24 protein-coding genes and 1 tRNA gene are annotated in these 22,308 nt (G+C 69.6%); 6 read left to right on the top strand and 19 right to left on the bottom strand.

Features of this window, described 5'->3' with window-relative positions; all coding sequences use genetic code 11:
• The first annotated feature begins 8 nt into the window (after positions 1 to 8).
• Entirely contained in the window at positions 9 to 1,202 is a 1,194-nt protein-coding gene (locus ACWED2_RS20625) for a hypothetical protein (protein WP_449692080.1), read from the top strand.
• A gap of 47 nt (positions 1,203 to 1,249) precedes the next feature.
• Here the strand turns inward: ACWED2_RS20625 and ACWED2_RS20620 are convergent, their stop codons facing one another.
• The 13 genes from ACWED2_RS20620 to rplJ all read right to left on the bottom strand — a co-directional run bounded on the left by ACWED2_RS20620 (position 1,250) and on the right by rplJ (position 14,052).
• Entirely contained in the window at positions 1,250 to 2,194 is a 945-nt protein-coding gene (locus tag ACWED2_RS20620; protein WP_449692094.1) for a hypothetical protein, read from the bottom strand.
• An 82-nt stretch (positions 2,195 to 2,276) separates the two neighbouring features.
• Positions 2,277 to 2,852, bottom strand: a complete 576-nt coding sequence (locus tag ACWED2_RS20615; protein WP_449692079.1) for a hypothetical protein — start codon at positions 2,850 to 2,852, stop codon at positions 2,277 to 2,279.
• A 36-nt stretch (positions 2,853 to 2,888) separates the two neighbouring features.
• Positions 2,889 to 4,154 (bottom strand): MCE family protein, encoded by a 1,266-nt coding sequence (locus tag ACWED2_RS20610; RefSeq protein WP_449692078.1) that lies wholly within the window; start codon positions 4,152 to 4,154, stop codon positions 2,889 to 2,891.
• Complete coding sequence (locus ACWED2_RS20605; protein WP_449692077.1) at positions 4,154 to 5,332, bottom strand: MCE family protein; 1,179 nt, start codon at positions 5,330 to 5,332, stop codon at positions 4,154 to 4,156. Before ACWED2_RS20605 ends, ACWED2_RS20610 begins: the two co-directional genes overlap by 1 nt.
• On the bottom strand, positions 5,329 to 6,528 hold the full coding sequence (locus ACWED2_RS20600) for an MCE family protein (RefSeq protein WP_449692076.1): 1,200 nt from the start codon (positions 6,526 to 6,528) through the stop codon (positions 5,329 to 5,331). The genes ACWED2_RS20605 and ACWED2_RS20600 overlap by 4 nt, the downstream gene beginning before the upstream one ends.
• Positions 6,525 to 7,511, bottom strand: coding sequence for an MCE family protein (locus ACWED2_RS20595; RefSeq protein ID WP_449692075.1), 987 nt, complete (start codon positions 7,509 to 7,511; stop codon positions 6,525 to 6,527). Before ACWED2_RS20595 ends, ACWED2_RS20600 begins: the two co-directional genes overlap by 4 nt.
• Positions 7,508 to 8,536 (bottom strand): MCE family protein, encoded by a 1,029-nt coding sequence (locus ACWED2_RS20590; RefSeq protein WP_449692074.1) that lies wholly within the window; start codon positions 8,534 to 8,536, stop codon positions 7,508 to 7,510. Before ACWED2_RS20590 ends, ACWED2_RS20595 begins: the two co-directional genes overlap by 4 nt.
• The gene (locus tag ACWED2_RS20585; protein WP_449692073.1) at positions 8,533 to 9,858 is read right to left on the bottom strand and encodes an MCE family protein; all 1,326 of its coding nucleotides are present in this window, start codon (positions 9,856 to 9,858) and stop codon (positions 8,533 to 8,535) included. The genes ACWED2_RS20590 and ACWED2_RS20585 overlap by 4 nt, the downstream gene beginning before the upstream one ends.
• The gene (locus ACWED2_RS20580) at positions 9,855 to 10,691 is read right to left on the bottom strand and encodes an MlaE family ABC transporter permease (RefSeq protein ID WP_091303985.1); all 837 of its coding nucleotides are present in this window, start codon (positions 10,689 to 10,691) and stop codon (positions 9,855 to 9,857) included. Before ACWED2_RS20580 ends, ACWED2_RS20585 begins: the two co-directional genes overlap by 4 nt.
• 4 nt (positions 10,692 to 10,695) lie before the next feature.
• Positions 10,696 to 11,448 carry an MlaE family ABC transporter permease gene (locus tag ACWED2_RS20575; protein WP_003060268.1) on the bottom strand — a complete coding sequence of 251 codons (753 nt, stop codon included), beginning with the start codon at positions 11,446 to 11,448 and terminating at the stop codon, positions 10,696 to 10,698.
• A 38-nt stretch (positions 11,449 to 11,486) separates the two neighbouring features.
• On the bottom strand, positions 11,487 to 12,668 hold the full coding sequence (locus tag ACWED2_RS20570) for an ABC transporter ATP-binding protein (RefSeq protein WP_449692072.1): 1,182 nt from the start codon (positions 12,666 to 12,668) through the stop codon (positions 11,487 to 11,489).
• A gap of 393 nt (positions 12,669 to 13,061) precedes the next feature.
• A complete protein-coding gene (gene rplL, locus ACWED2_RS20565) occupies positions 13,062 to 13,448 on the bottom strand; it encodes a 50S ribosomal protein L7/L12 (RefSeq protein WP_043781774.1) in 387 nt (128 codons plus the stop codon).
• A gap of 49 nt (positions 13,449 to 13,497) precedes the next feature.
• Positions 13,498 to 14,052 (bottom strand): 50S ribosomal protein L10, encoded by a 555-nt coding sequence (rplJ, locus tag ACWED2_RS20560; RefSeq protein ID WP_176173328.1) that lies wholly within the window; start codon positions 14,050 to 14,052, stop codon positions 13,498 to 13,500.
• Positions 14,053 to 14,364: 312 nt separating this feature from the next.
• Here rplJ and ACWED2_RS20555 point away from each other — a divergent pair, with 312 nt between their 5' ends.
• Positions 14,365 to 15,270 (top strand): hypothetical protein, encoded by a 906-nt coding sequence (locus tag ACWED2_RS20555; protein WP_449692071.1) that lies wholly within the window; start codon positions 14,365 to 14,367, stop codon positions 15,268 to 15,270.
• Here the strand turns inward: ACWED2_RS20555 and ACWED2_RS20550 are convergent.
• From ACWED2_RS20550 to ACWED2_RS20525, 6 genes are all read right to left on the bottom strand, one after another.
• A complete protein-coding gene (locus tag ACWED2_RS20550) occupies positions 15,267 to 16,040 on the bottom strand; it encodes an alpha/beta fold hydrolase (RefSeq protein ID WP_449692070.1) in 774 nt (257 codons plus the stop codon). The two genes, ACWED2_RS20555 and ACWED2_RS20550, sit on opposite strands and share 4 nt — an antisense overlap.
• 70 nt (positions 16,041 to 16,110) lie before the next feature.
• Positions 16,111 to 16,830 carry a 50S ribosomal protein L1 gene (rplA, locus tag ACWED2_RS20545; protein WP_003079259.1) on the bottom strand — a complete coding sequence of 240 codons (720 nt, stop codon included), beginning with the start codon at positions 16,828 to 16,830 and terminating at the stop codon, positions 16,111 to 16,113.
• Between the two features lie 74 nt (positions 16,831 to 16,904).
• Complete coding sequence (gene rplK / locus ACWED2_RS20540; protein ID WP_043781763.1) at positions 16,905 to 17,342, bottom strand: 50S ribosomal protein L11; 438 nt, start codon at positions 17,340 to 17,342, stop codon at positions 16,905 to 16,907.
• A 74-nt stretch (positions 17,343 to 17,416) separates the two neighbouring features.
• The gene (gene nusG, locus ACWED2_RS20535; RefSeq protein ID WP_449692069.1) at positions 17,417 to 18,247 is read right to left on the bottom strand and encodes a transcription termination/antitermination protein NusG; all 831 of its coding nucleotides are present in this window, start codon (positions 18,245 to 18,247) and stop codon (positions 17,417 to 17,419) included.
• Between the two features lie 72 nt (positions 18,248 to 18,319).
• Positions 18,320 to 18,760, bottom strand: coding sequence for a preprotein translocase subunit SecE (gene secE, locus ACWED2_RS20530; RefSeq protein WP_449682149.1), 441 nt, complete (start codon positions 18,758 to 18,760; stop codon positions 18,320 to 18,322).
• A gap of 26 nt (positions 18,761 to 18,786) precedes the next feature.
• A tRNA-Trp gene (locus ACWED2_RS20525) sits at positions 18,787 to 18,859 on the bottom strand.
• A gap of 206 nt (positions 18,860 to 19,065) precedes the next feature.
• Between ACWED2_RS20525 and ACWED2_RS20520 the strand changes: the two genes are divergently transcribed.
• From ACWED2_RS20520 to ACWED2_RS20505, 4 genes are read left to right on the top strand one after another with little or no spacing between them, the layout of a single operon-like run.
• Positions 19,066 to 19,986, top strand: a complete 921-nt coding sequence (locus ACWED2_RS20520; protein WP_449692068.1) for a TIGR03619 family F420-dependent LLM class oxidoreductase — start codon at positions 19,066 to 19,068, stop codon at positions 19,984 to 19,986.
• A 60-nt stretch (positions 19,987 to 20,046) separates the two neighbouring features.
• The gene (locus ACWED2_RS20515) at positions 20,047 to 20,397 is read left to right on the top strand and encodes a GntR family transcriptional regulator (RefSeq protein WP_449692067.1); all 351 of its coding nucleotides are present in this window, start codon (positions 20,047 to 20,049) and stop codon (positions 20,395 to 20,397) included.
• Positions 20,394 to 21,353 carry a hypothetical protein gene (locus ACWED2_RS20510; protein WP_449692066.1) on the top strand — a complete coding sequence of 320 codons (960 nt, stop codon included), beginning with the start codon at positions 20,394 to 20,396 and terminating at the stop codon, positions 21,351 to 21,353. The genes ACWED2_RS20515 and ACWED2_RS20510 overlap by 4 nt, the downstream gene beginning before the upstream one ends.
• Before the next feature lie 35 nt (positions 21,354 to 21,388).
• Positions 21,389 to 22,294 carry an SGNH/GDSL hydrolase family protein gene (locus ACWED2_RS20505; protein WP_449692065.1) on the top strand — a complete coding sequence of 302 codons (906 nt, stop codon included), beginning with the start codon at positions 21,389 to 21,391 and terminating at the stop codon, positions 22,292 to 22,294.
• Positions 22,295 to 22,308: the final 14 nt, after the last annotated feature.

Here is a 22,308-nt window from a genome sequence, read left to right as displayed (position 1 = left end):
TGCCCCCCGTGCAACTGCCCTCTGCCGCCGACGCGCAGGCCGCCGCCGAACGCAGCCCCCTCCTGGCTGACCTGCGGCGGTACGTGGCCGAACTGGACGGCACCTCGGAGCCTGGCCGCACACTGCTGCCTCGCTGGGCCGAAGCATGCGGGCTCATCCGGGTCCTGAAGGGCACGCACGTGCCGGTGAAGAAGAACGCGAAGCTGCTCGAGCAGCCGCTGGAGCTGTGGGAGCGGGCGTTCGAAGCACTCGGTGAGGCCGGCTACGGCATCGCCGTCGAAGACGACGAGGTGCCGTTCGAGTTCGGGATGCTGTTCGGGGACTTCCTCGGCGGGCTGCAGATGACGCTGTACTCCGCGGGCGGCACACCGCTGCCCCTGGAACTGCTGTACGGGATCGCCGACGAAATGCCGTCCATGTTCGCGGGACTCGAGGTTCGCGGCGACTCGCAGTGGCGCCACGGCCTCCGGGTGACGCTGGACGCGCTGGACCGCCTCGGCGCGATCGAGCGGAGCACGGCCGACGAGGCGGAACTGGCCGAGATCTCCGAGCTCACCGGCCGTCCCGCACCCGACCCGACGCTCGTGCGCTTGACTCCCCTCGGCCTGTGGACGCTGAACCGGATGCTTCGTGCCGAAGGTGTCGACGCGCCGGTCGTCGGCGAGCTGGCGACGGCCACGCTCGACATTCTCTGCGCTCACGTCGCGGACGCGTCACCGGAGATCGCCCAAGCCGAAGTGGCCGCCTGGGCGGCCCACCGGTCCCCGGCCGGCGCCGCCGCGGACGCCGCGGACTTCATCCGGGAAACGGACGAACCGGCGCTCCGCCTGTTCGGGCTGCTGGCGTTGGGCGAGTGCGGTGACGCGGGCCTGGCCGCGGCCCGAACCCTCCGCGAGCGGGGTGGCATCGCGGGTGCGGTCACGGCCGCTTGGCTGGTCGAACGCGGCGACACGGCGGCCGAAACGCTCACCGAAGAAGAGATGTGCCTGGGCATGACCGATCACCTCGCGGCCATGGACGAGCTGGGGGCGCTGTTCGAAGAGCTGGCAGCGTTGGACGACCCGTTCGCCGTGGTCGGGGTGATCGCCGCGGCGGACCATCCGGCCCGGCTCCGCCTGCTGGACGTGATCGCGCAGGAGCACCCGGACGCCAAGCTCGCCAAGCAAGCCCGCAAGGCGCGCTTCACGCTGCGCAAGAGCTGAGCCCCGGCCACCGGAGCCGCACTTTCACAGGAAACTGCGGCGCTCGGCTACTTCGTCGGCGAGGGGGAAGCCGGTGCCGACGAGGGGGCCTGCGACGCGGCCGGAACCTTCGGCGCGTTGTAGGTGTCCATGTCGGTGATCTTCCACTTGTCGCCCTGCAGCTGGGCGTTCAGGTGGAGCTGGGCCGTGCCCGCGGTCGTCTTCTTCGTGTCGGTGCGGGTCGAGGTCTGGTCGACGAAGACCATCACCTTCGCCAGGTCGCCGTTCAGCATGATCACCGCGGCGCGCGTCACCTTGCACGTCACGATCATCTTCTGCTGCGGGGCCAGCCGCTTCACCTCGCCCATCAGCGAGTTGTACTTGTTCTTGACGTCGTCGTTGGCGAGCAGGTCGTTCGCCGCGTCCTCGGTCTTCTTGATGTTGTTGAAGTCGTAGGAGAACAGCGCCTCGGCCGCCTTCGACACCGCGTCCTTGACCTGCGCGGTCTTCGCGACGTCCAGCAGCGCCGTGTTGCTCGTCGCCGAGGAGACCTTGACCTCTTCGGACTTGAACCAGAACGCCAGCCCGCCCAGGATCAGCGCGGCCAGCACCAGCGCACCCGCCACCAGGTACGGCCGCGGCACCTTCGAGCCGGCCGCCGCGGCGGGCTCGTCGTCGGTGACCGGGACTTCGGCTTCCTCGGTCGGCTTCGCGATCCCGGTGTCCCGCTTCTTCCGCCGCGGCGCCGGCCGTTCGGGAGCCGCTTCCTCCTCGACCGACGGCTCACCGGTGAGCGCGTCGACCCGCGGCTCCTCCGTCTCGACCGCCTCGAACACCTGCGTGTCTTCGGCCGGGGAGGTGTCGAGCTGCCCGGACGCGGGCTCGTCGACCGGCCGCGGCTCCGGGCGCGGCACCGGGCGCGGGCGGGGCCGCGGCTTGGCGGGGACGGCGGGCAGCTGACCGGTCCGCTCGGCGGCGGACTCGTCCGTCGACGGCTTGCGCAGCCCGGCCACGCGGGGACGCCGCGACGGCGTCGGAGTGCTGCGCGGCGGCTGGCGGCGGGAGGGGGGCACTACAGGCTCCTTACGGGTGACGCTACTGGCCGGCCGCGACGAGCGGGACGCTGTCGATGCCGGACAGCTTCCAATCATCGCCCACCCTGGTCATCGACACTTCGAGGCGCAACGGCTTCGCGCTGCTCTTGTCCCCCTGCGTCACGGTGGTGGCGATCGCGGCGAGGAAGCTGGCCTTGCCTTCGTGGTCGTCGAGCTCCTCGACGGCGATGTCCTGGACGTCGGTGGTGACCTTCGTCTTGGCGTCGGAGAGTGCCTTGCGGAACGTCGGCGCCGACTGGTCGATCTGCTGCGCCATCTTGTCGTCCGACACGGCCTTCTGCCGGGCGAAGAAGCCGTCGAGGTCGGTGTAGTCGACCTCGGTGTACGCCTTCAGCGCGTTGGTGCCCGCCTTGACGACGGCCTCGCGAGAGGCCGCCAGTGCGGCGTTGTCGTCGTTCTCGGCCACCCACCACTGGATGCCGAAGATCGCCGCCGCGATCAGGGCGGCCAGCGCCAGCGCCCCGGCGCCGAGCACCAGGATCCGCGAAGGGTCCTTCGACGGTGTCGCGGAGGACTCCTCCTCGACCGTCGTGGCGGCCGGCTCGTCCGTGCTCATGACACTCCAGAGTAGGTAACGGTCATCAAATCGACGTCAGGTCAGGCCGAGCAGCGAGCCCAGGCTGTTGAGGCTGACGCCGGGGCTGCCGACGATGCCCGGAACGCCCCGGGTGTCCCGCTCCTCGGCCAGCTCTTCGGCCGGCCGGTTCTGGTTGGCCGCGACGTCGCTGTCGGACGGCGCGACCGGCACCCCGCCGTACGGCGCGTTCTGCGAACCGCGGACGTTGATCGGGCTGCCCTTCGGTTCGGCACAGTACGCGTCTTCCTTCGCCGGCTTCGCCGAGAGGTCGTTGCCGGTGCGGTACTGCGAGTACGGCAGGTACCCCTTGGTGCAGGAAGGCGGGTTGAACAGGTTGAGCACCAGACCGAGGTGCGCGGTGCCGTCGCCGGGCGCCACGCTGCTCGCCGCACCGGCCAGCGCCGGGTACGTGACCAGGCCCTGCTCGATGCCGTCGAGGCGGGTCACGGTCAGGTTGGCCGTGGTGAGCAGGTTCGCCGTCAGCGCGCCGAGGCCGGGGCCGGACTCCTGCAGCACCTGGCTGACCTGCGCGGCCACCTGCGGCGTGATGCCGATGAGCTTGCGCAGGTCGCCGTCGGAGTTCTTCAGCGTGCCGGTGAGCTCGTTGAGGCTCTTGCTGAACGAGGCGAAGTTCTTCGCCTCGGCGTTCTGCGTGTCCAGCACCTGGCCGCCGGCGTCCAGCAGCTGGATCGTCTGCGGCAGGTACTGCTGCGCGGTGGCGGTGAAGCTGCGCGCGGTGTCCAGCAGCTTCTGCAGGTCGCCGCCGGTGCCGCGGAAGGCGTCGTAGGACTCGTCGACGACCGTGCGCAGCGAGTCGACCGGGACCGACGCGGCGAGCGAATCGAGGTCGCCGATCAGCCGGTCGGTGCTGACCGGGGTGGTCGTCTTGTTCGCCGGGATCACCGAGCCACCGGCGAGGTACGGGCCCTGGTCGGCCTTGGGCCGCAGGTCGACGTACTGCTCGCCGACCGCCGACCGGTTGGCGACGACGGCGTCGAGGTCCGCGGGCACCTTCGGGGCCGACGGGTCGATGTTCAGGTCGGCCTCGAGCCCGGTCGGCGTCAGCCGCATCTCGCCGACCCGGCCGATGTTGTAGCCGCGGTAGGTGACTTCGGCGTTGGTGAAGATGCCGCCCGACTCGTTGAGCTGGAGCTTCACCGTGTAGCCGTCGTTGCCGAACACGCTGCCGAGCCCGGCGAACCGGACCAGCGCGTAGACGATCGCGACGACGGAGATCACCACGAAGGCGATCAGCTGGATCTTCGTCCGGCGGATCAGCATCAGCCCGCACCTCCCGACAGGAGCCCGAAGAGGTTGCCCAGGCCCGGCTTGGACTGCGCGGACTGCTGCCCGGCGCCGGGGATCGGCAGCGGTGGCGGCTGGTTGGCCGGCGTGCCCTGGACCCCGCCGGTCAGGCCGGCCAGCGGCAGCTGCCCGGCCAGCGCGTTCTGCCGGCTGTTGCCCAGGTTCTCGACGATGGTCTTCAGGTTCAGGTCCACCTTCGCGAACAGGTTGAAGTAGTCGCCCTTGACGCCGTTGACGGCCTGGTCGCTGAACGGGAACGTCAGCAGGATCTCCAGCGCCTTCGGCAGATCGTTGCCCGCCTCGCCGAGCTTCTGCAACGTCGGCGTCAGCGCCTTCAGGTCGGCGACGAGGTCCTTCTGCGACTTGTTCACCGTGTCGGTGGCGACGCCGGAGAGGTTGTCCAGCGCCTGCAGCATGGTGACCAGCTGGCCGCGCTGCTGCTCCAGCACGCCGAGCCCGGGCCCGAGGTTGTCGACCGCGCCGACCAGCTTGTCCTTCTGGTCGTTCAGGGTCGAGGAGAGCCGGTTGAGCCCGTCGATGGCCCGGGTGATGTTCTTCGACTGCTTGTCGAGGTTCGTCACCAGCTGGTTCGCGTTGTCCAGCAGCGCCTTGATGTCCGGCTCGCGGCCGGACGTGGCGTTGTTGAGCTCCTTGGTGATGGTGTTGAGCTGGTCGACGCCACCGCCGTTGAGCAGCAGCGACAGCGCCCCGAGCAGCTCTTCGACCTCGACGCTGCGGTTGGTGCGCGCCAGCGGGATGGTGGCGTTGTCCGCGAGCTTGCCCTGGGCCTGGTCGGCGCCGGGCGAGGCCAGCTCGACGTACTTCTCGCCGAGCAGGCTGGACTGCTTGACGTTGGCGATCGCGTTGGCGGGCAGCTTGATGTCGCCGTTGACCCGCAGCGTCACGAGCGCGTGCCAGCCGTCCTTGGTGAGCCCGACGTTCTCGACCCGGCCGACCGGCACCTCGTCGACCTTCACCCCGGCCTGGGGGGTCAGGTCGAGCACGTCCCGGAACTCGACGTTCACCGTGTACGGGTGGTCGCCGAGGTCGGCGCCACCGGGCAGCGGCAGGTCGTAGATGCCCTTGAAGGCACACCCGGAGAGCACCAGCGCGGACGCCGTGACCAGTGTCCCGACGGTCAGTAGCTTCTTCACTGGCCACCTCCGTAGAGCTGCCCGGCGACGGGCAGGGGCAGCGGCGGCAGCTGGCCGGACTGCAGGGCCTGCACGGTCTGCGCCACGGACGGCAGCGGGATCACCTTGTCGACCACGCCGGCGATGCTCTCGCAGGCGTTGCCGAGCACGTCCGGGATGCCCTTGGTGCCGACCTGCTTGAGCAGCCGGCAGATCATCACCAGCGGCGGCTGGGTCAGCTCGTTGAGGTTCGGCCGGGCGTCGAGCGTGCCGGAGGCGCCGTTGTAGGTGTTGACCAGGTTGCTCAGGCCGACCGGGGCGACGTCCAGGATCTCGGCGAGCGAGCTGCGCTGGTCGACGAGCACCTTCGTGATACCGGCCAGCTTGTCCACATTGGACTTCAGCCGGTCGTGGTTCTGGTCGATGAACGCCTGCACCGCGGTGAGCGTGGTGCCCAGCTGCTGCACGGTCGCGGCCAGATTGTCCTTTTCGGACGCCAGGTAGCCGCTCACGTCGGCGAGCCGGCTTTCGAAGCTGCGCACCTGCTTGTCGGAGTCGGCCAGCGTCTGCGAGAACTTGCCGAGGTTCTCCACAGTGGCGAACAGGTCGTCCTTGTTGCCCGACAGCGTGCCGGCCGCCTGGCCGAGCTTGGTGATCGTGTCGTGCAGGGCCTGGCCGTTGCCGTCGACGTTGGCCGCCGCGGTGTTCAGCAGGTTCGACAGCGATCCGGACTTGTTGGCGCCGTTCGGGCCGAGGGTCTCGCTGACCCGGGCCAGGCTGGCGGCCAGCTGGTCGACCTCCAGGGGCACCTCGGTGCGGTCGAGGCCGATCACCGCGCCGTCGGAGATCCGCGGGCCGCCGGTGTAGGCCGGGGCGAGCTGGACGTACCGGTCCGACACCAGCGAGGGCGCCACGATGAGCGCCTTGGCGTCGGCCGGGACGGGCACCTTGCGGTCGTACTCGAAGTCGACCTTCACCTGGTTGCCCATCGGCGTGATCTTGGTGACCGTGCCCATGTCGACGCCGAGCATCCGCACGCTGTTGCCCTCGTACAGGCCGACGGCGCCGGCGAAGTACGCGGTCAGGTGGTTGCGGCCGGCGTCCTTGAGGGTCCACCAGATCCCGCCGGCGACGACGAGCGCGAGCACGATCGCGATGGTGAAGCCCCTGGTCAGGGCCTGCCCGAAGGGACTGGCACTGGAGCGGGTGTCACTCATTTCGTGTAGCACCCCTCTTCGTTGATCGGGCCCATCGACGGCAGCAGCAGGCCGCAGATGTAGTTGTCGAACCAGCGGCCGTTGCCGATGGTGTTGGTGAAGACGCGGATGAAGGGCGCGAACTTCTTGAGCCCGTCGGCCAGGGAGTCCTGGTTGCGCTGCAGCATCGACGTCAGCTGGTCGAGCTGGGTCAGCACCGGGTCGAGCTGCTTGTCGTTGTCGTCGATCAGGCCCTGCAGCTGGGTGGCCAGCTGGCGGGAGCCGGTCAGCAGCGCGGTGATCGCGTCCTCGCGCTTGGCCAGCTCGGCGAGCAGGTCGTTGCCGTCGGTCAGCAGCTTCTGCACCTCGGCGTCGCGGTCGACGAGCGTCTGCGACACCTCGCGGGTGTTGGCCAGCAGGTTCGACAGCTGCTGGTCGCGCGAAGCGATCGTGTCCGACAGCTTCGACAGCCCGGACAGCGCGCCCCGCACGTCCTGCGGGGTGTTGGCGAAGGTCTGCGAGATCGTGTCGAAGCTCTGCGCCAGCTGCTTGGTGTCGATGTTGTCGACCGTCTGGGACAGCCCGCGGAAGGCGTCGAGCACGTCGTAGGGCGCCATCGTGCGGTCCCGCGGGATGCCGGTGCCCGGGTTCAGCGCGCCCTCGCCCTGCGGGTCCAGCGACAGGTACTTCTGCCCGAGCAGCGTCTTGATCTTGATCGCGGCGCTGGTCCGGTCGCCCAGCCAGGCGTCCTTGACCTTGAACGACACCTTCACCGACGCGCCGTCGAGCTCGATGTCGCTGACCTTGCCGACCTTGACGCCGGCGATCCGGACGTCGTTGTCCTTCTGCAGCCCGGAGGCCTCGCTGAACTCGGCGCTGTAGGTGGTGCCGCCGCCGATCACCGGCAGGTCGTCGGAGTTGAGCGCGGCGATGAAGCCGAGCGCCAGCACGACGATCCCGACCAGCGCGATCGGCACGGGGTTGCGCTTCTGGAACGACTTCATCCGGAGCACCTCGCCCGGTTCGCCGGCAGCAGGGGCAGGGCGACGTCGTTGATCAGTGGCGGCAAGCTCACGCTCCCGGAGAACTCACAGGCGTAGAAGTTGAACCAGGAGCCGTAGTCCGCGGTGCGGGTCAGCGTGCTCACCTTGGTCGGCAGGAACTGGATGAAGTGCTCCAGCTCCGGCTCGTTCTTGTTCAGTGCACTCGTAAGGTTCCCGAGCGCGCTGATGTCGTTCTTCAGCGGCTCGCGGACCTCGCCGAGCAGCCCGGACGTCGTCTCGGCGAGGTTGCCGAGGCTCTCGATCGCGTCGCCGATCGGCTTGCGGTCGGCGGCCAGCCCGGACACCAGCTGCTGCAGCTTGACGATCAGGTCGTTGAGCTGCGGGGTGTGCGCGTTGACCGTGTCGAGCACCGAGTTGAGGTTGTCGATGACCTCGCCGATCACCTGGTCCTTGTCGGCGATCGTGGTGGCCAGCGACGCCGTGTGCGACAGCAGGCTCTCCACGGTGCCGCCCTCGCCCTGCAGGACCTGGATGACCTCGTAGGACAGCTTGTTGACGTCCTCCGGGTTGAGCGCGGTGAACAGCGGCTTGAAGCCGTTGAACAGCTCGGTCAGGTCCAGCGCCGGCGTGGTGCGCTCCAGCGGGATGGTGCCGCCGGGCTGCAGGGTCTTGCCTTCGGCGTTTTCGCCCTCGCCGAGCGAGACGTACCGCTGGCCGACCAGGTTGCGGAACTTGATCTGCGCGGTCACCCCGGCCGGCAGCGTCCGCCCGGAGTCCACTTCGAACTCGACCTCGGCCTGGCGCTTGTCGACGATCTTGACGTCCTTGACCTGCCCGACCCGGACGCCGGCGATGCGGACGTCGTCGTTGGGCAGCAGGAGCGTCGCGTCGGTGAAGCGCGCCTTGTAGGCGTTGGTGCTGGTGGTGTTGATGTTGGCGATGCTGATCCCGAGGATCGTCGTGAACAGCACGGTGACGACCACGAAGATGCCGAGCTTGATCAGCGGCGCGAGCAGGCCCCTCACTTGACCGTCACCTCCGCACCCCGGTACAGCGGGCCGACGAGCAGCGCGCTCCAGCCCGGGACGTCGGCGGCGTTCATGCCCAGCTGCGGGCCGAGCAGGTCGGCCAGGAAGCCCTGCTCCGCCGTCGAGTACGCCAGATCACCGCCGCTGCCGCCGTTGCCGGCCGCGTCGGCCTTGAACTTGGCCGGGTTGAGGCCCTCGCCGACGCTCTTCGGCGCCGGCTGGTGCAGCGTGCCGTCCTTGAACGCGCCGTCCGGCGGCTCGGACGGGAACGGCTTCGGGATGTCCTTGATGTCGTAGCAGCGCGGGCCGCGCTTGTCGTCGAACCGCGGCTCTTCCTTGCCCGCCGCATACGGCGCGCGCGGCACGATGATCTCGATGGTCGCGTGCAGGCCGGGCTGGTTGGTGCCCTTGCCCAGCGCCTGGTCGATCAGCGGCACGTTGGCGGCCATCTGGGAGATCACGCAGGGGTACTCCGGCGCGTACTTCGCCAGCAGTTCGGCCGTCGGCCGGGCGGTGTCGACGAGGGAGATGATGTTGTCCTTGTTGTTCTGCAGGAACGTCTGCAGGTCGACCGAGGCCTGGGTCAGGCTGCCGTAGAGGTTCGACAGGTTCTGCCGCTCGTCGACCACGGTCCGGGTCGTCGTGCTCAGGTTGTCCAGGCTCTGCACCAGGTCGGGGGCCGCGTCCTTCAGGTGGTCGGAAAACTCCGCGAGCGCCTTGAGGTTGTGCTGCAGCTCCGGCTCGTGCGGGTTCAGCTCGCCGATGTAGGTGCCCAGCTGCGAGAGCGTGTCGCCGAGCTGGTCGCCGCGGCCCTGCAGCGCCGTCGAGATCGCGGTGAGCGTGGCCGACAGCTTCTGCGGCTGCACCGCCTGCAGCACCGGCATCAGGTGGGAGAACGCCTGCTCCAGCTCGACCGCGTTCGACGTCCGGTCCTGCGGGATGACGTCGCCGTTGGAGAGGGTCTTCGCCGACGGGTCCTTCGGGATCTCCAGCGAGACGAACCGCTCGCCGAAGAGCGTCTTGGGCAGGAACCGCGCCGAGACGTTCTCCGGGATCAGCTTCGCCGACTCGGGCTTGAGCGCGAGCGTGAGCTCGGCGCCGTGATCGGTGGCGACGATGTCCTGCACCGAGCCGACGATCAGCCCGCGCACCTTGACGTCGGACTGCTTGATCAGCTGGTTGCCGATCTTGTCGGCCTGCAGCTTGACCGTGACGACCGGCGTGAACGCCTTGTCGTAGAGCGCGATGGACAGCGCCACCCCGCCGACCATCACGGCGATGAGCAGCAGGCCGAGCAGCCTGCGCCGGAGCACCCTCATCCCGCGATCCTTACCGTGACGTCGGTTCCCCAGATGGCGAACCCGATGAAGAAGTTCATGATCGACACCGTGACGATGGACAGCCGCACGGCCTTGCCGACCGCGACGCCGACACCGGCCGGGCCACCGGTGGCCCGGTACCCGAAGTAGCAGTGCGACAGGATGATCAGGACGCTGAACAGCAGCACCTTGATGAACGAATAGAGCACGTCCTGTGGTGGCAGGAAGAGGTCGAAGTAGTGGTCGTAGGTGCCGGCCGACTGGTTGTAGATGTAGATGACGACCAGCCGTGACGCGAGGTACGAGCTCAGCAGGCCGATGATGTAGAGCGGGATGACCGCGACGAACCCGGCGATGATCCGGGTCGTCACCAGGTACGGCAGGCTCGGCACGCCCATGACCTCGAGGGCGTCGATCTCCTCGGAGATCCGCATCGCGCCCAGCTGGGCGGTGAACCCGGCGCCGACCGTGGCGCTCAGGGCCAGCCCGGCGACCAGCGGCGCGATCTCGCGGGTGTTGAAGAACGCCGTCAGGAAGCCGGTGAAGGCCGACGTCCCGATCGAGTTCAGCGCCGAGTAGCCCTGGAGGCCGACGAGGACACCGGTGAACAGGGTCAGGCCGACCATCACGCCGACCGTGCCGCCGATGACCGCGAGCGAGCCGGAGCCGAAGCTCACCTCGGCGAGCAGCCGGAGCACCTCTTTGGTGTAGCGGCGGATGGTCCGCGGCGTCCACAACAGAGCGCGGCCGTAGAACGACATCTGGTCACCGAGGGTGTCCAGCGTCTGCAAGGGACGGTTGACGACGCGTTTCGCGCCCTGGAGGAACGTCATGGCGCTAGTCCAGCTTTCCGGGCACGATCTGCAGGTAGATCAGGGTGATCACGAAGTTCACGACGAACAGCAGCAGGAACGTGATGACCACCGACTGGTTCACCGCGTCCCCGACGCCCTTCGGGCCGCCGGAGGGGTTCAGGCCCCGGTAGGACGCGACGACGGCGGCGATGAACCCGAAGATCAGCGCCTTGATCTCACCGACCCACAGGTCGGGAAGCTGCGCGAGGGCGGAGAAGCTCGCCAGGTACGCGCCCGGCGTCCCGCCCTGCAGCACGACGTTGAAGAAGTAGCCGCCGAGCACGCCGATGACGCTGACCATGCCGTTGAGCAGGAGCGCCACCAGCATCATGGCGAGGGTGCGCGGGACGATCAGCCGCTGGACCGCGGAGACGCCGAGCACCTCCATCGCGGCGATCTCTTCGCGGATGGTCCGGGCGCCGATGTCGGCGCAGACGGCCGAGCCGCCCGCGCCCGCCACCAGCAGCGCGGTGACCAGCGGACTGGCCTGCTGCACGGTGGCGAGCACGGAGCCCGCGCCGGTGTAGGACTGCGCGCCCAGCTGGCGGGCGAGCGAACCGAACTGCAGCGAGATGACCGCGCCGAAGGGGATGGCCACCAGGGCCGTCGGCAGGATGGTCACGCTCGCGATGAACCAGGACTGCTGGATGAACTCCCGCAGCTGGAAGGGCCGCTGGAACAGGCCGCGGACGATGTCCAGGCCGAGAGCGAACAGGTTCCCGGTCTCGCGGAGCATGCCGATCCCGGGGATCTTCGCCTGTGTTGCGGGAGAGCTCACCTGCCACCTGGCCCGTTGTCGCGTGGCGGTGGCATCCGGTGCGTGCCGGGTCTCGGCGGCTGGCCGCCGCCCGGGATCCGGGCCACCTGGTCGGCGGGCAGCTGCCCGTGGTGCTGGTTCGGGACGCCGTCACCCTGCGGGCGCGCCCCGACCTGCTGCGGCTGTCCGCGGTGGGGCCGCACGCCGTAGTGGCGCTGCTCCTCCGGGCTCAGCGACTCGATGATGCTTTCCTGCGCGGCCGGCGGCAGCCGGTGCATGATCTCCATGACCCGGTCCTTGCGGCGGATCGCGCCCATGCGGGTGGCCACGCCCGGCGTCGTCTGCATCTGCGGCGGCACCCCGCTGATGTCCTCGACCCCGCCCGCGTGGTGGCCGGCGTCGAACATCGCCTGCTCGGCGGCCATCGTGGCGGAGTCCTTCTCCTCGGACATGCCGATCGGGCCCTGCATCTTGCCGTTGAGGAACTGCTTGACGACCGGTTCTTCGCTGGTCAGCAGCACCTCGCGCGGGCCGAACATGACCAGTTCCTTGCGGAAGAGCATGCCCAGGTTGTCCGGGACCGTGCGGGCCAGGTTGATGTTGTGCGTAACGATCAGGAACGTTGCGTCGATCTGAGCGTTGACGTCGAGGAACAGCTGCGAGATGTAGGTGGTGCGGACCGGGTCGAGGCCCGAGTCCGGCTCGTCGACCAGGATGATCTCGGGGTCCAGCACGAGGGCGCGGGCCAGGCCTGCACGCTTGCGCATACCGCCGGAGATCTCGCCCGGCAGCTTCTTGTCGGCGCCGTTCAGACCGGTCATGTCGAGCTTTTCGAGGACGATCCGGCGGATTTCCGTCTCGGACTTCTTCGTGTGCTCGCGCAGCGGGAAGGCGACGTTGTCGTAGAGGTTCATCGAGCCGAACAGGGCGCCGTCCTGGAAGAGGACGCCGAAGAGCTTCCGGATCTCGTAGAGCTTGTGCTCGGAGCAGGTGACGATGTCGACACCGTTGATCACGCAGCGGCCGCGGTCGGGCTTCAGCAGCCCGATCATCGACTTGAGGAAGACGGACTTGCCGGTCCCTGACGGGCCGAGCATGGCCGACACTTCGCCCGGGGGGAGCGTCAACGTGACGTCCCGCCAGATGGTCTGCTTACCGAAGGACTTCGTCAGACCTTCGATGACCACCTCGGCACCCATCGCACCTCCAGGAGCTGTTCCGCGTCATTGCGCCCGCTGCCACACCCTGCCACCCACGCCGGCGGCGGATGTGGGCCGGTGGCGCCCACGAACCCGCGTCAACCAGGTGCAACGAGCTGAGTGCGAACAGGTTACTCACCAGTTTTCTTTTCTGGCCAGCCCCGGCTCCATCGTCATCCCGCCGTGATCGGCAATCGCCAGCACGGTAGCCCATTCGGGCCAACTACGCAGTTCTTCAGGCCCCCGAACCCACGATTCGGGGGGCCCGGGGCCATTCGGACAGCGCTCCTAGGGGCTCGGAGGGTTCCGCAGCTCAGGAAGTCGTAAAACGCGAAAGGGCGGGCACCCGGCTGGGTGCCCGCCCTGTTCAGTGCGGCGCTCGCGCGCCTGGGATCACTTGATGGTGATCTTGGCGCCGGCGGCCTCGAGCTTCTCCTTGGCGGCCTCGGCGGCCTCCTTGTCGACCTTCTCCAGGAGGGCCTTGGGAGCGGCCTCGACCAGCTCCTTGGCCTCCTTCAGGCCCAGGCCCGAGACGACCTCGCGGACGACCTTGATGACCTGGATCTTCTTGTCGCCGGCGCCCTCGAGGACGACGTCGAACTCGTCCTGCTCCTCGGCGGCGGCGGCCGGGGCGGCACCCGGGGCGGCAGCGGCGACGGCGACCGGCGCGGCGGCGGTCACGTCGAAGACCTCTTCGAACTCCTTCACGAACTCGGACAGCTCGAGGAGGGTCAGCTCCTTGAAGGCGTCGATCAGCTCGGCGGTGCTCAGCTTCGCCATGATGGCTTCCTCTCAGAAAAACGAACTAGACGTTCGGGGTGGGGGTGGTTCAGCTCTCGGCGGGTGCTTCGGCTGCTTCGGTACCGGCGGCTTCGCGCTGCTTTTCCTCCAGCGCCGCAGCCAGGCGGGCGACCTGGGACGCCGGCGCCTGGAACAGCGCGGCGGCCTGGGACAGCTTCGCCTTGAACGCGCCCGCCGCCTTGGCGAGCAGGACCTCACGGCTGTCGAGATCGGCGATCCGGTTGATCTCGTCCACGGACAGCGCTTTGCCGTCCATGTAGCCGCCCTTGATCACAAGCGCGTTGTTGTCCTTCGCGAAGTCGCGAAGCGCCTTGGCGGCGTCGACAGCTTCACCCTCGACGAAGGCGATGGCGGTCGCGCCGACGAACAGGTCCTCGAGACCCTGGATGCCGGCGTCCTCGGCCGCCCGCTTGACCAGGGTGTTCTTCGCGACCCGGTACTTGGCACTGGTGCCGAGAGCGCGGCGCAGCTGGGACAGCTGTGACACGGAGAGGCCGGTGTACTGGGTAACGACGGTGGCCGAGCTGGTGCGGAAGCTCTCCGCGATCTCGGCGACGGCCGCCACCTTGTCGGGCTTCGCCATGGTCGCCTCCTCTCTTGGCTAGTGTTTCCACTGGCTTTTCGAGGGGCTCCGCGAAACGACAAAACGCCCTCGCGCAGACAGGCGCGGGGCGTTGTAGGGCACCTGGGTGCCCGGCCTCGTTCCTCCTGCGCGGGCCGCCCGCCGTGATGCGGGACCTTCGTTCCCCGTTGGGGCGGGGAAAACCAGCGGTCTTCGGTAGAACCGTCGTCAAGTGTACGTGATGGGTTGCCGAGGTTTTCCCGGGGGCCGGTCTGACCTGCGTTTAGGGCGCCTGGGGGTTCCGCGCGCGGCCTCGGAGGGCATCATGGTGACGTGGCGGAGCAGCGCGATGACGGAAAGCCGGGCTCGGACATCGAACCCGCGGGCCCGAGCACGCCCGCGGCGGGGTCCCCGCCACAGCCGCCGGTCGACCCGGCGGAGGTCGAGCAGTTCCGCCAGTTCCAGCAGTTCCAGGACTACCTGCGCTTCACCCAGGCCCAGCAGGGCGGTCGGCCGGCCCCCGCGCCGGACGCCGGCGTCGTCCAGGCCCCGCCGTCCCAGCCCGCCTCCCAGCCGGGTGGTCAGCCCCCGATGATCCCGCCGGGCTACCAGCTGGTCCCGGTCGAGCGGCGCCGGGCGCCGAAGTGGGTGACCTGGCTCGGCAAGAAGGTCATCGCCTGGGTGCTGGCGTTCATCCTGCTCGCGATCGCGGGGACGTGGCTGTACAACCACTTCTTCCCCAACGACGCCGGCAAGACCTCCGCCCAGCTCGCCCAGGAAGGCGGCGGGAAGTACCACACGAACCACGTGTTCTCGACGAACCCGTACGAGGCGGTGCGGATGGTCTACCACAACATCGCCCAGGGCCGGGTCGACGACGCCTGCGGCCGGTTCCAGAACGAGGGACAGCGCGACATCCAGACCCGGTTCGCGCAGGACATCGCCCAGACCTTCCGCCAGAACACCGCCCAGACCGACTGCAAGAAGGCCGTCGAGTTCCTCGCCACCAAGGTGACGAACAAGAACGACTACGCCGAGTCCCTGCCGTCGAGCGTCTCCGAGCCCCTGCCCGGTGACACCGTGACGGTCGATTCGTGCACCTTCCCCGTCACGGGCGGCCCGGCGCTGGGTGTCTTCACCGTGTCGAAGGTCGAAAAGGGACAGTGGCTCATCACCGGCCACGCGATCGGGCCGGCCCAGTGCAGCGGCGCTCCGACCGTGACGCCGACCAGCCGTTAACGCGGCTGCGGAGCCGACAGGAACGACACCAGGGCCTCCGCGAACGCCGGTGACATCACCGCCGTCATGTGGTCGCCCGGGATCCGGACCAGCCTCGCGCCCGCGATCGCCGCCGCCAGTCGCTCCGGCTCTGCTGCCAGCTGGTCCTGCTCGCCCGCCAGCACCAGCGTCGGCACGCCGATCGACGACAGGTCCAAGCGCCCTTCCCGCGAAGCCAGCGCCACCGCCGCCAGCGCCCGGCGATCGCCGCCCACCGCGTCCGCCAGCAGCCGGAACGGCACCCCGGCCGGCGGCACCATCGCAGGGTCCTCCGCCAGCAGTGCCGAAGCGATCTCGACCGGCTTCACCACCCGCAGGTCCACCCCGCCGAAGTCGACGATGCCCGAACCCACGCCGCCCGTGGCCAGGCAGCGGATGCGCTTGTCCGCCGCCGTCACCGTCAGGGCGATGATCGCGCCCATCGAGTAGCCGACCATCGACACCTCGTCCAGGCCGAGCTCGTCCAGCAGGGCCGAGACATCGTGCGCCATGGTGTCCGACGTGTAGCGGGATTCGTCGTACGGCTTCTCGGAGCGGCCGTGGCCGCGCGCGTCCAGGGAAATCACCGTGAAGCCCGCCGACCGCAGGGCCCCGACGACGCCGGTGGAGATCCAGTTCGCGTTCGTGTCCGCGGCGAAACCGTGCTGCAGCAGCACCGGGCGGTGGGCGCCGTCGCCCTCCCACACCGTGTAGTGCAACCGGAGCCCGTCGAACGACGCGAAAGTCGGCATGACGTCCATGAGACACGAAGAAAGGGCGCCCCCGCAGCAAGCGGGGACGCCCTTTCTGGTGATCTCAGCCTCAGACTGCAGCTTCCTCCGACAGGAGGTTGCGGGTCCGCAGCGGGTCGACCGGGATGCCCGGGCCCATCGTGGTGGTGAAGGTGACCTTCTTCAGGTAGCGGCCCTTCGCCGACGACGGCTTGGCGCGGAGGATCTCGTCCAGCGCCGCCGCGTAGTTCTCGACCAGCTTCTCGGTGTCGAAGGAAGCCTTGCCGATCACCAGGTGCAGGTTGGCCTGCTTGTCGACGCGGAAGTTGATCTTACCGCCCTTGATGTCCTGCACGGCCTTCGCGACCGCGGGGGTCACCGTGCCGGTCTTCGGGTTCGGCATCAGGCCGCGCGGGCCGAGGATGCGGGCGATGCGGCCCACCTTGGCCATCTGGTCCGGCGTCGCGATCGCGGCGTCGAAGTCGAGCCAGCCACCCTGGATGCGCTCGATCAGTTCGTCGGTGCCGACCGCGTCCGCGCCGGCGGCTTCGGCCTCGGCGGCCTTGTCGCCGACGGCGAAGACGATGACGCGGGCGGTCTTACCGGTGCCGTGCGGCAGGTTCACGGTGCCGCGGACCATCTGGTCGGCCTTGCGGGGGTCCACACCGAGACGCATCGCGACCTCGACGGTCGCGTCCATCTTGGTCTTGGAGGTCTCCTTCGCCAGCTTCGCGGCCTCGAGCGGCGCGTACAGACGCGTCTTGTCGATCTGCTCCGCAGCCTGGCGGTAAGCCTTGCTGTGCTTGGGCATGTCTGCTGTTCCTCAATTCAACGGATCAGTGTGGTGCGAGCCAGCCCTGGCTCTCCCACGGGTACTTCAGAAAATCAGGCGTCGACGACCGTGATGCCCATCGACCGAGCAGTGCCGGCGATGATCTTCGCGGCTTGGTCGATGTCGTGCGCGTTGAGGTCGGTCTCCTTGGTCTTGGCGATCTCGCGGACCTGGTCCCAGGTGACCTTGGCGACCTTGGTCTTGTGCGGCTCGCCGGAGCCCTTCTCCACGCCCGCGGCCTTCAGCAGCAGCTTCGCGGCCGGCGGCGTCTTCAGCTTGAAGTCGAACGACCGGTCCTCGTACACGGAGATCTCGACCGGGACGACGTCCCCGCGCTGCGACTCGGTCGCGGCGTTGTAGGCCTTGCAGAACTCCATGATGTTGACGCCGTGCTGACCCAGCGCGGGGCCGACCGGCGGCGCGGGGTTGGCCGCACCCGCCTTGATCTGCAGCTTGATGATCGCCGCAAGCTTCTTCTTCTTGGGTGGCATTTCTTTTCCTGTCCTGTACTACGTTCCCCGCGTACCTGCCGTGGACGCGGGGACTGCGGCCGGAAAGGCCGGCCTCAGATCTTGGAGACCTGGTTGAACGACAGCTCGACCGGGGTCTCCCGGCCGAAGATCGACACCAGGACCTTCAGCTTCTGCCCGTCGACGTTGACCTCGGAGATCGTCGCCGGCAGGGTCGCGAACGGGCCGTCCATGACCGTGACCGACTCGCCGACCTCGAAGTCGACCTCGACGGCCGGGCCGCCGAGCGGCGCGGCCGCGGCGGCCTCGCCCTTGCTGGCCTTGGCCGGGGCTTCCTTCTCGACCTGCGGCGCGAGGAACTTCAGCACCTCGTCCACGGTCAGCGGCGACGGCCGCGAGGTGGCGCCGACGAACCCGGTGACACCCGGCGTGTTGCGCACCGCGCTCCACGAGGCGTCGTTGAGGTCCATCCGGACCAGGATGTAGCCGGGCAGCACCTTGCGCTGCACCTGCTTGCGCTGGCCGTTCTTGATTTCGGTGACCTCTTCGGTCGGGACCTCGATCTGGAAGATGTAGTCCTCGACGTCCAGGGTCTGGGTCCGGGTCTCGAGGTTGGTCTTCACCTTGTTCTCGTACCCGGCGTAGGAGTGCACGACGTACCACTCGCCGGGCGCGGCGAGCAGCTCGGCACGCAGCTTGGCGACCGGGTCCTCCTCGTCCGCGGCGGGCTCGGCCTCGGTCTCGTCGATGTCGACGGAAGCGTCGGCGTCGTCACCGGAAGCGGCAGCGTCGTCGTCGACCTCGGAGTCCGACACGTCGACGGGCTCGAGGTGCGCGGACTCCTCGTCACCGAGTGCCGCGTGCACCTGCTCGTCGGAAAGCTCGGTCAGGTCGTGACCGGCTGCTGTGCCGTTGTCGGAGGTCACGTTCCGTCCTCTCAGTTGATCATTGCGGGCCAGGCCGGGACCTGGGCCCCAATCGGCGCGCGCCGGGGCGCGTCAGCCGAAGATCTTGCCGATGCCCCACTTGAATGCCAGGTCGAGCACGCTCACCAGGCCGACCATGAACACCACGAAGGCCAGCACGACGATCGTGTAGGTGACCATCTGCTTGCGGTTCGGCCAGATGACCTTGCGCAGCTCCGCCCAGACCTCGCGGATGAAGCGCACCAGCCGCGCGAACACGGAGGCCTTCTTCGGCTTCTGGTCCCGCTTCGGAGTCGGAGCGCCCTTCGCGTCGGGGGCGGTCTTCTCCCCCGACTTCCCGGCCGGGCGGGTCTTGTCGTCCGCACGTGCCGCGGACTTCCCGGCCGGACGAGCGGTCGCACGGCGCTCACGCCGGGCAGCGGCTGTGACGGGACGGGACGGGCTCTCGGGCTTCTGCCCGGTGCCGTCCTGCTCCTGCTCGCCGCCGCTGGCGTCGCTGTCGCTCACGACCACTCCTCCGCTCCACCAGTTCCGTTACGCAGGGGTGACAGGACTTGAACCTGCAACCTGCGGTTTTGGAGACCGCTGCTCTGCCAATTGAGCTACACCCCTGTGGAGCCCCGATCGCTCGGAGCCCCGATGGACGCATTCCATCGTCCCCACCATCCAGGCGGGGATGACCGTAGTGCGTTCCAAGTCCCGAAGTCTACGGCAAGCCTCGCGGGAGCCCGCAACCGCGCCCCCCGATCGACCTCCGCACCCCGGCCGGCCTGCGGAAAACTCCCCGCCGACCTCCTGATCATGCCAGGATGTCCGCCATGACGACCACCCCCCGTCCGGCGGGGGATCCGACCCGGCTCGGCCTCGCGCTCCCCCAGTACGGCACCCTCGCCGACCCCGCCGCCGTGGCGCGCTTCGCGACGGCCGCGGAGGACCTCGGCTTCACCTCGCTCTGGGTCGGCGACCGGATCCTGGCACCGCTGGAGCCCTCGGACCTCTACCCGGGCGGCGGGACGCCGGAACACCCGTACCCCAGGGAGTTCGAGACCTTCGCCGACCCGTTCACCACCCTGGCGTCCGCGGCCGCGGTGACCCGCACGGCCCGCCTCGGGATGAGCGCGCTGACCGGCCCGGTCTATTCCCCGGTGCTGCTCGCCAGGGCGCTGACCTCGCTCGACCTGGCCAGCTCGGGACGGCTGGACGTCGGCTTCGGGCTCGGCTGGCTGCGCGAGGAGTACTTCGCCACCGGCGTGCCGTGGGCGGGCCGGGGCAAGCGGCTCGAAGAACTGCTCGACGCGCTCGACGCACTGTGGACCGGCGACCCGGCGGCCCACGAGGGCCCGCAGTGGCGGATCGCGCCGTCGACGGTCGGCCTGCGCCCGGCGCAGACCCCGCGGCCGCCGGTGCTGCTCGGCGGGTTCTCGCCGCCGGCGCTGGCCCGGGTCGGGCGCCGCGCGGACGGCTGGCTCGCCGGCTGGATGCCGGAGCAGTACCTGACCGGCCTCTGGTCGGTCGCGCGCGAAGCGGCGGCGAAGGCCGGCCGCGACCCGGACACCCTGCGCCGCGTGCTGCGGGTCAACCCGCGGCCGGGCACCGCCGTCGAGACGGCCGCCGACGTCCGCCCCTGCCTCGACGTGGCCCGCGAACTGGGCATCGACGAGGTGCTCGTCGACCTGCACTACGTCGCGAAGAACGTCGACCACGCGCTGGACCTGGGCGGCGACCTGATCGCGAACTGAGCCTCTTCACTGTGACGCAGCTCTCACGCAGCGGCTCATTGTTCTATTATAGTTAGAACTATGCTCGTTCAAATCGATCCGAGCTCCACCGTCCCGCTCTTCGAGCAGGTGGCTGCGTCGCTCCGCCGGTCACTGGCCGGCGGCCACCCGGCTCCCGGGCAGCAGCTGCCACCGGCCCGGGAACTGGCCGCGGCGCTGGAGATCAACGTCCACACCGTGCTGCGGGCGTACGCGCTGCTTCGCGACGAAGGCCTGATCGACCTGCGGCGACGCCGGGGCGCCGTCGTCATCGGCGGCGCGTCCTCCCGGGCGCGGCTGGCCGAACTGGCCGAGGACCTGGTCCGCGAGGCGAGGCGCGCGGGCGTCGGCCTCGACGAGCTCACCGGGGTGCTGAAGGAGAAGTACTCATGACCAAGCTGATCCGGGTCCTGACCGCCACCGCCGTGCTGCCGGGCGCTGCGCTCGCCGTGGCGGGCGTGCTCGAAAACGCGTGGGCGGACCGGCTGCCCGACCCCGTCGCGACGCACTGGAAGAGCGCGCCGGACGCCGCCACCCCGCTCGCGGTGTTCACCGGCGTGTGCCTCGGGCTCGGCGCGGTCGCCGTCCTGCTCCTGGCCGGTTCGGCCGTCACCCTGCTGCGCCGCGGGCGGCCGCTGCCGCGCGCGACCGTCGGGGTCGGCGCCGGCTTCGCCGCCCTGCCGGCCGCCGTCCTGCTTTCGGTGCTCGTGGCGAACCTCGACGTCCCGGACTGGCACGCGGCCCGCGGCGGCCTCACCGTCGTGCTGTTCATGCCGGCCGCGGCCGCCGTCGGCGTCCTCGCGGCGCGTGTCGGCGGCCTGCCGGCCCCGCCGGTCGCCGAAGGGTCCACGCACCGGCCGAGCGTCGGGCTCCGGGCCGGGCAGCGCGCGTTCTGGTCGAGCCGGGCGGCGAACCCGGCGATGCTCTGGGCGCTGGCGCTGATCCCGCTGGCGGTCGCCCTCCTGCCCGCAGGGCTGTCCTGGCCCGTGGCCACCTGGATCGCGTTCGTCGGCGCGGTCGTCACGGCGTTGACGTACCGGCTGTCGGCGTCCGTGGACGCCAAGGGCGTGACGATCCGCTTCGGCCTCCTCGGCTTCCCGTGGCGGCACCTGGCGCTGGACAGCATCCGCGAGGCGACCGCGCGCGAGCTGACGACGTTCGGCGACGGCGGCCTCGGCCTCCGCTTCAACCCGGTCACCGGCACGACCGCGTACAAGGTGCGCGGCGGCCCGGCACTGGTGCTCGAGCTGGCGAACGGCCGGACCGTGCTGGTGAGCGTGGACGACCCGGAGACGGGCGCCGGGCTGGTCAACGACCTGCTCGCGCAGCGGATCACCCGGATTGACTAGGTCGGCGGCGCGGCGGGTTCGGTAGAAACGAAGAAGTGGCGAAAAAGAGCGGTGGCGGGGGCTGCCTGGTGCTCGTGCTCGTGGTCGGGCTGCTGGCCTTCGGGTACTACAAGTGGCAGCACGGCTCGTCCTCGGCGCCACCCGAGGGCGTGGACACCGGCGGCGGCTCCGGCCGGTACGTCGCGCTCGGGGATTCGTACACGTCCTCGCCGCGCACCGGGCGCCAGGCGGGCACCCCGGCCGGCTGCGACCGCTCGGACGACAACTACCCGCACCTCGTCTCCGCGAAGCTGAAGCCGGCCCAGTTCGCCGACGTCAGCTGCAGCGGCGCGACGACGGCGCACCTGAGCCAGGAGCAGAAGACGGGCAACGGCACGAACCCGCCGCAGCTGGACGCGGTGACGGCGGAGACGACGCTGGTGACGCTCGGCATCGGCGGCAACGACATCGGCTTGATCGCGTTCGCCTCGAGCTGCGCGACGACGCACCAGAACGCCTCGCCGTGCCGCGACCGCCTCACGGCAGGCGGCCACGACCAGCTGGCCGAGCGGATCGACGCCACCGCCCCGAAGGTCGGCGCGCTCCTCGACCGGATCCACGAGCAGGCCCCGAAGGCGAAGGTCGTGGTGGTCGGCTACCCCACGGTGCTCCCCGACGGCCCGGGCTGCTGGCCGTCCCTGCCGTTCGGCGCGGGCGACATCGACTACTTCCGCGGCGCGCTGGGCAAGCTCAACAAGATGCTGGAGGACCAGGCGGACACCCACCGCGCGGGCTACGCGGACACGGCGACGCCCGGCAAGGGCCACGACGTGTGTTCGGCGTCGGACACCCGCTGGGTGGAGGGCCTGCTGCCCGCCTCGCCGGCCATCCCGCTGCACCCGAACGCGCGGGGCGAGCAGGGCATGGCCGACGCGGTGCTGGCGGTACTGAAGCTCCCGTAGCCCGTCTGCCGCGG

The sequence above is a fragment of the Amycolatopsis sp. NPDC005003 genome, from assembly GCF_053600695.1.
The sequence above is the reverse complement of the archived record's forward strand: the minus strand, read 5'-3'. Positions and strand labels throughout refer to the sequence as shown.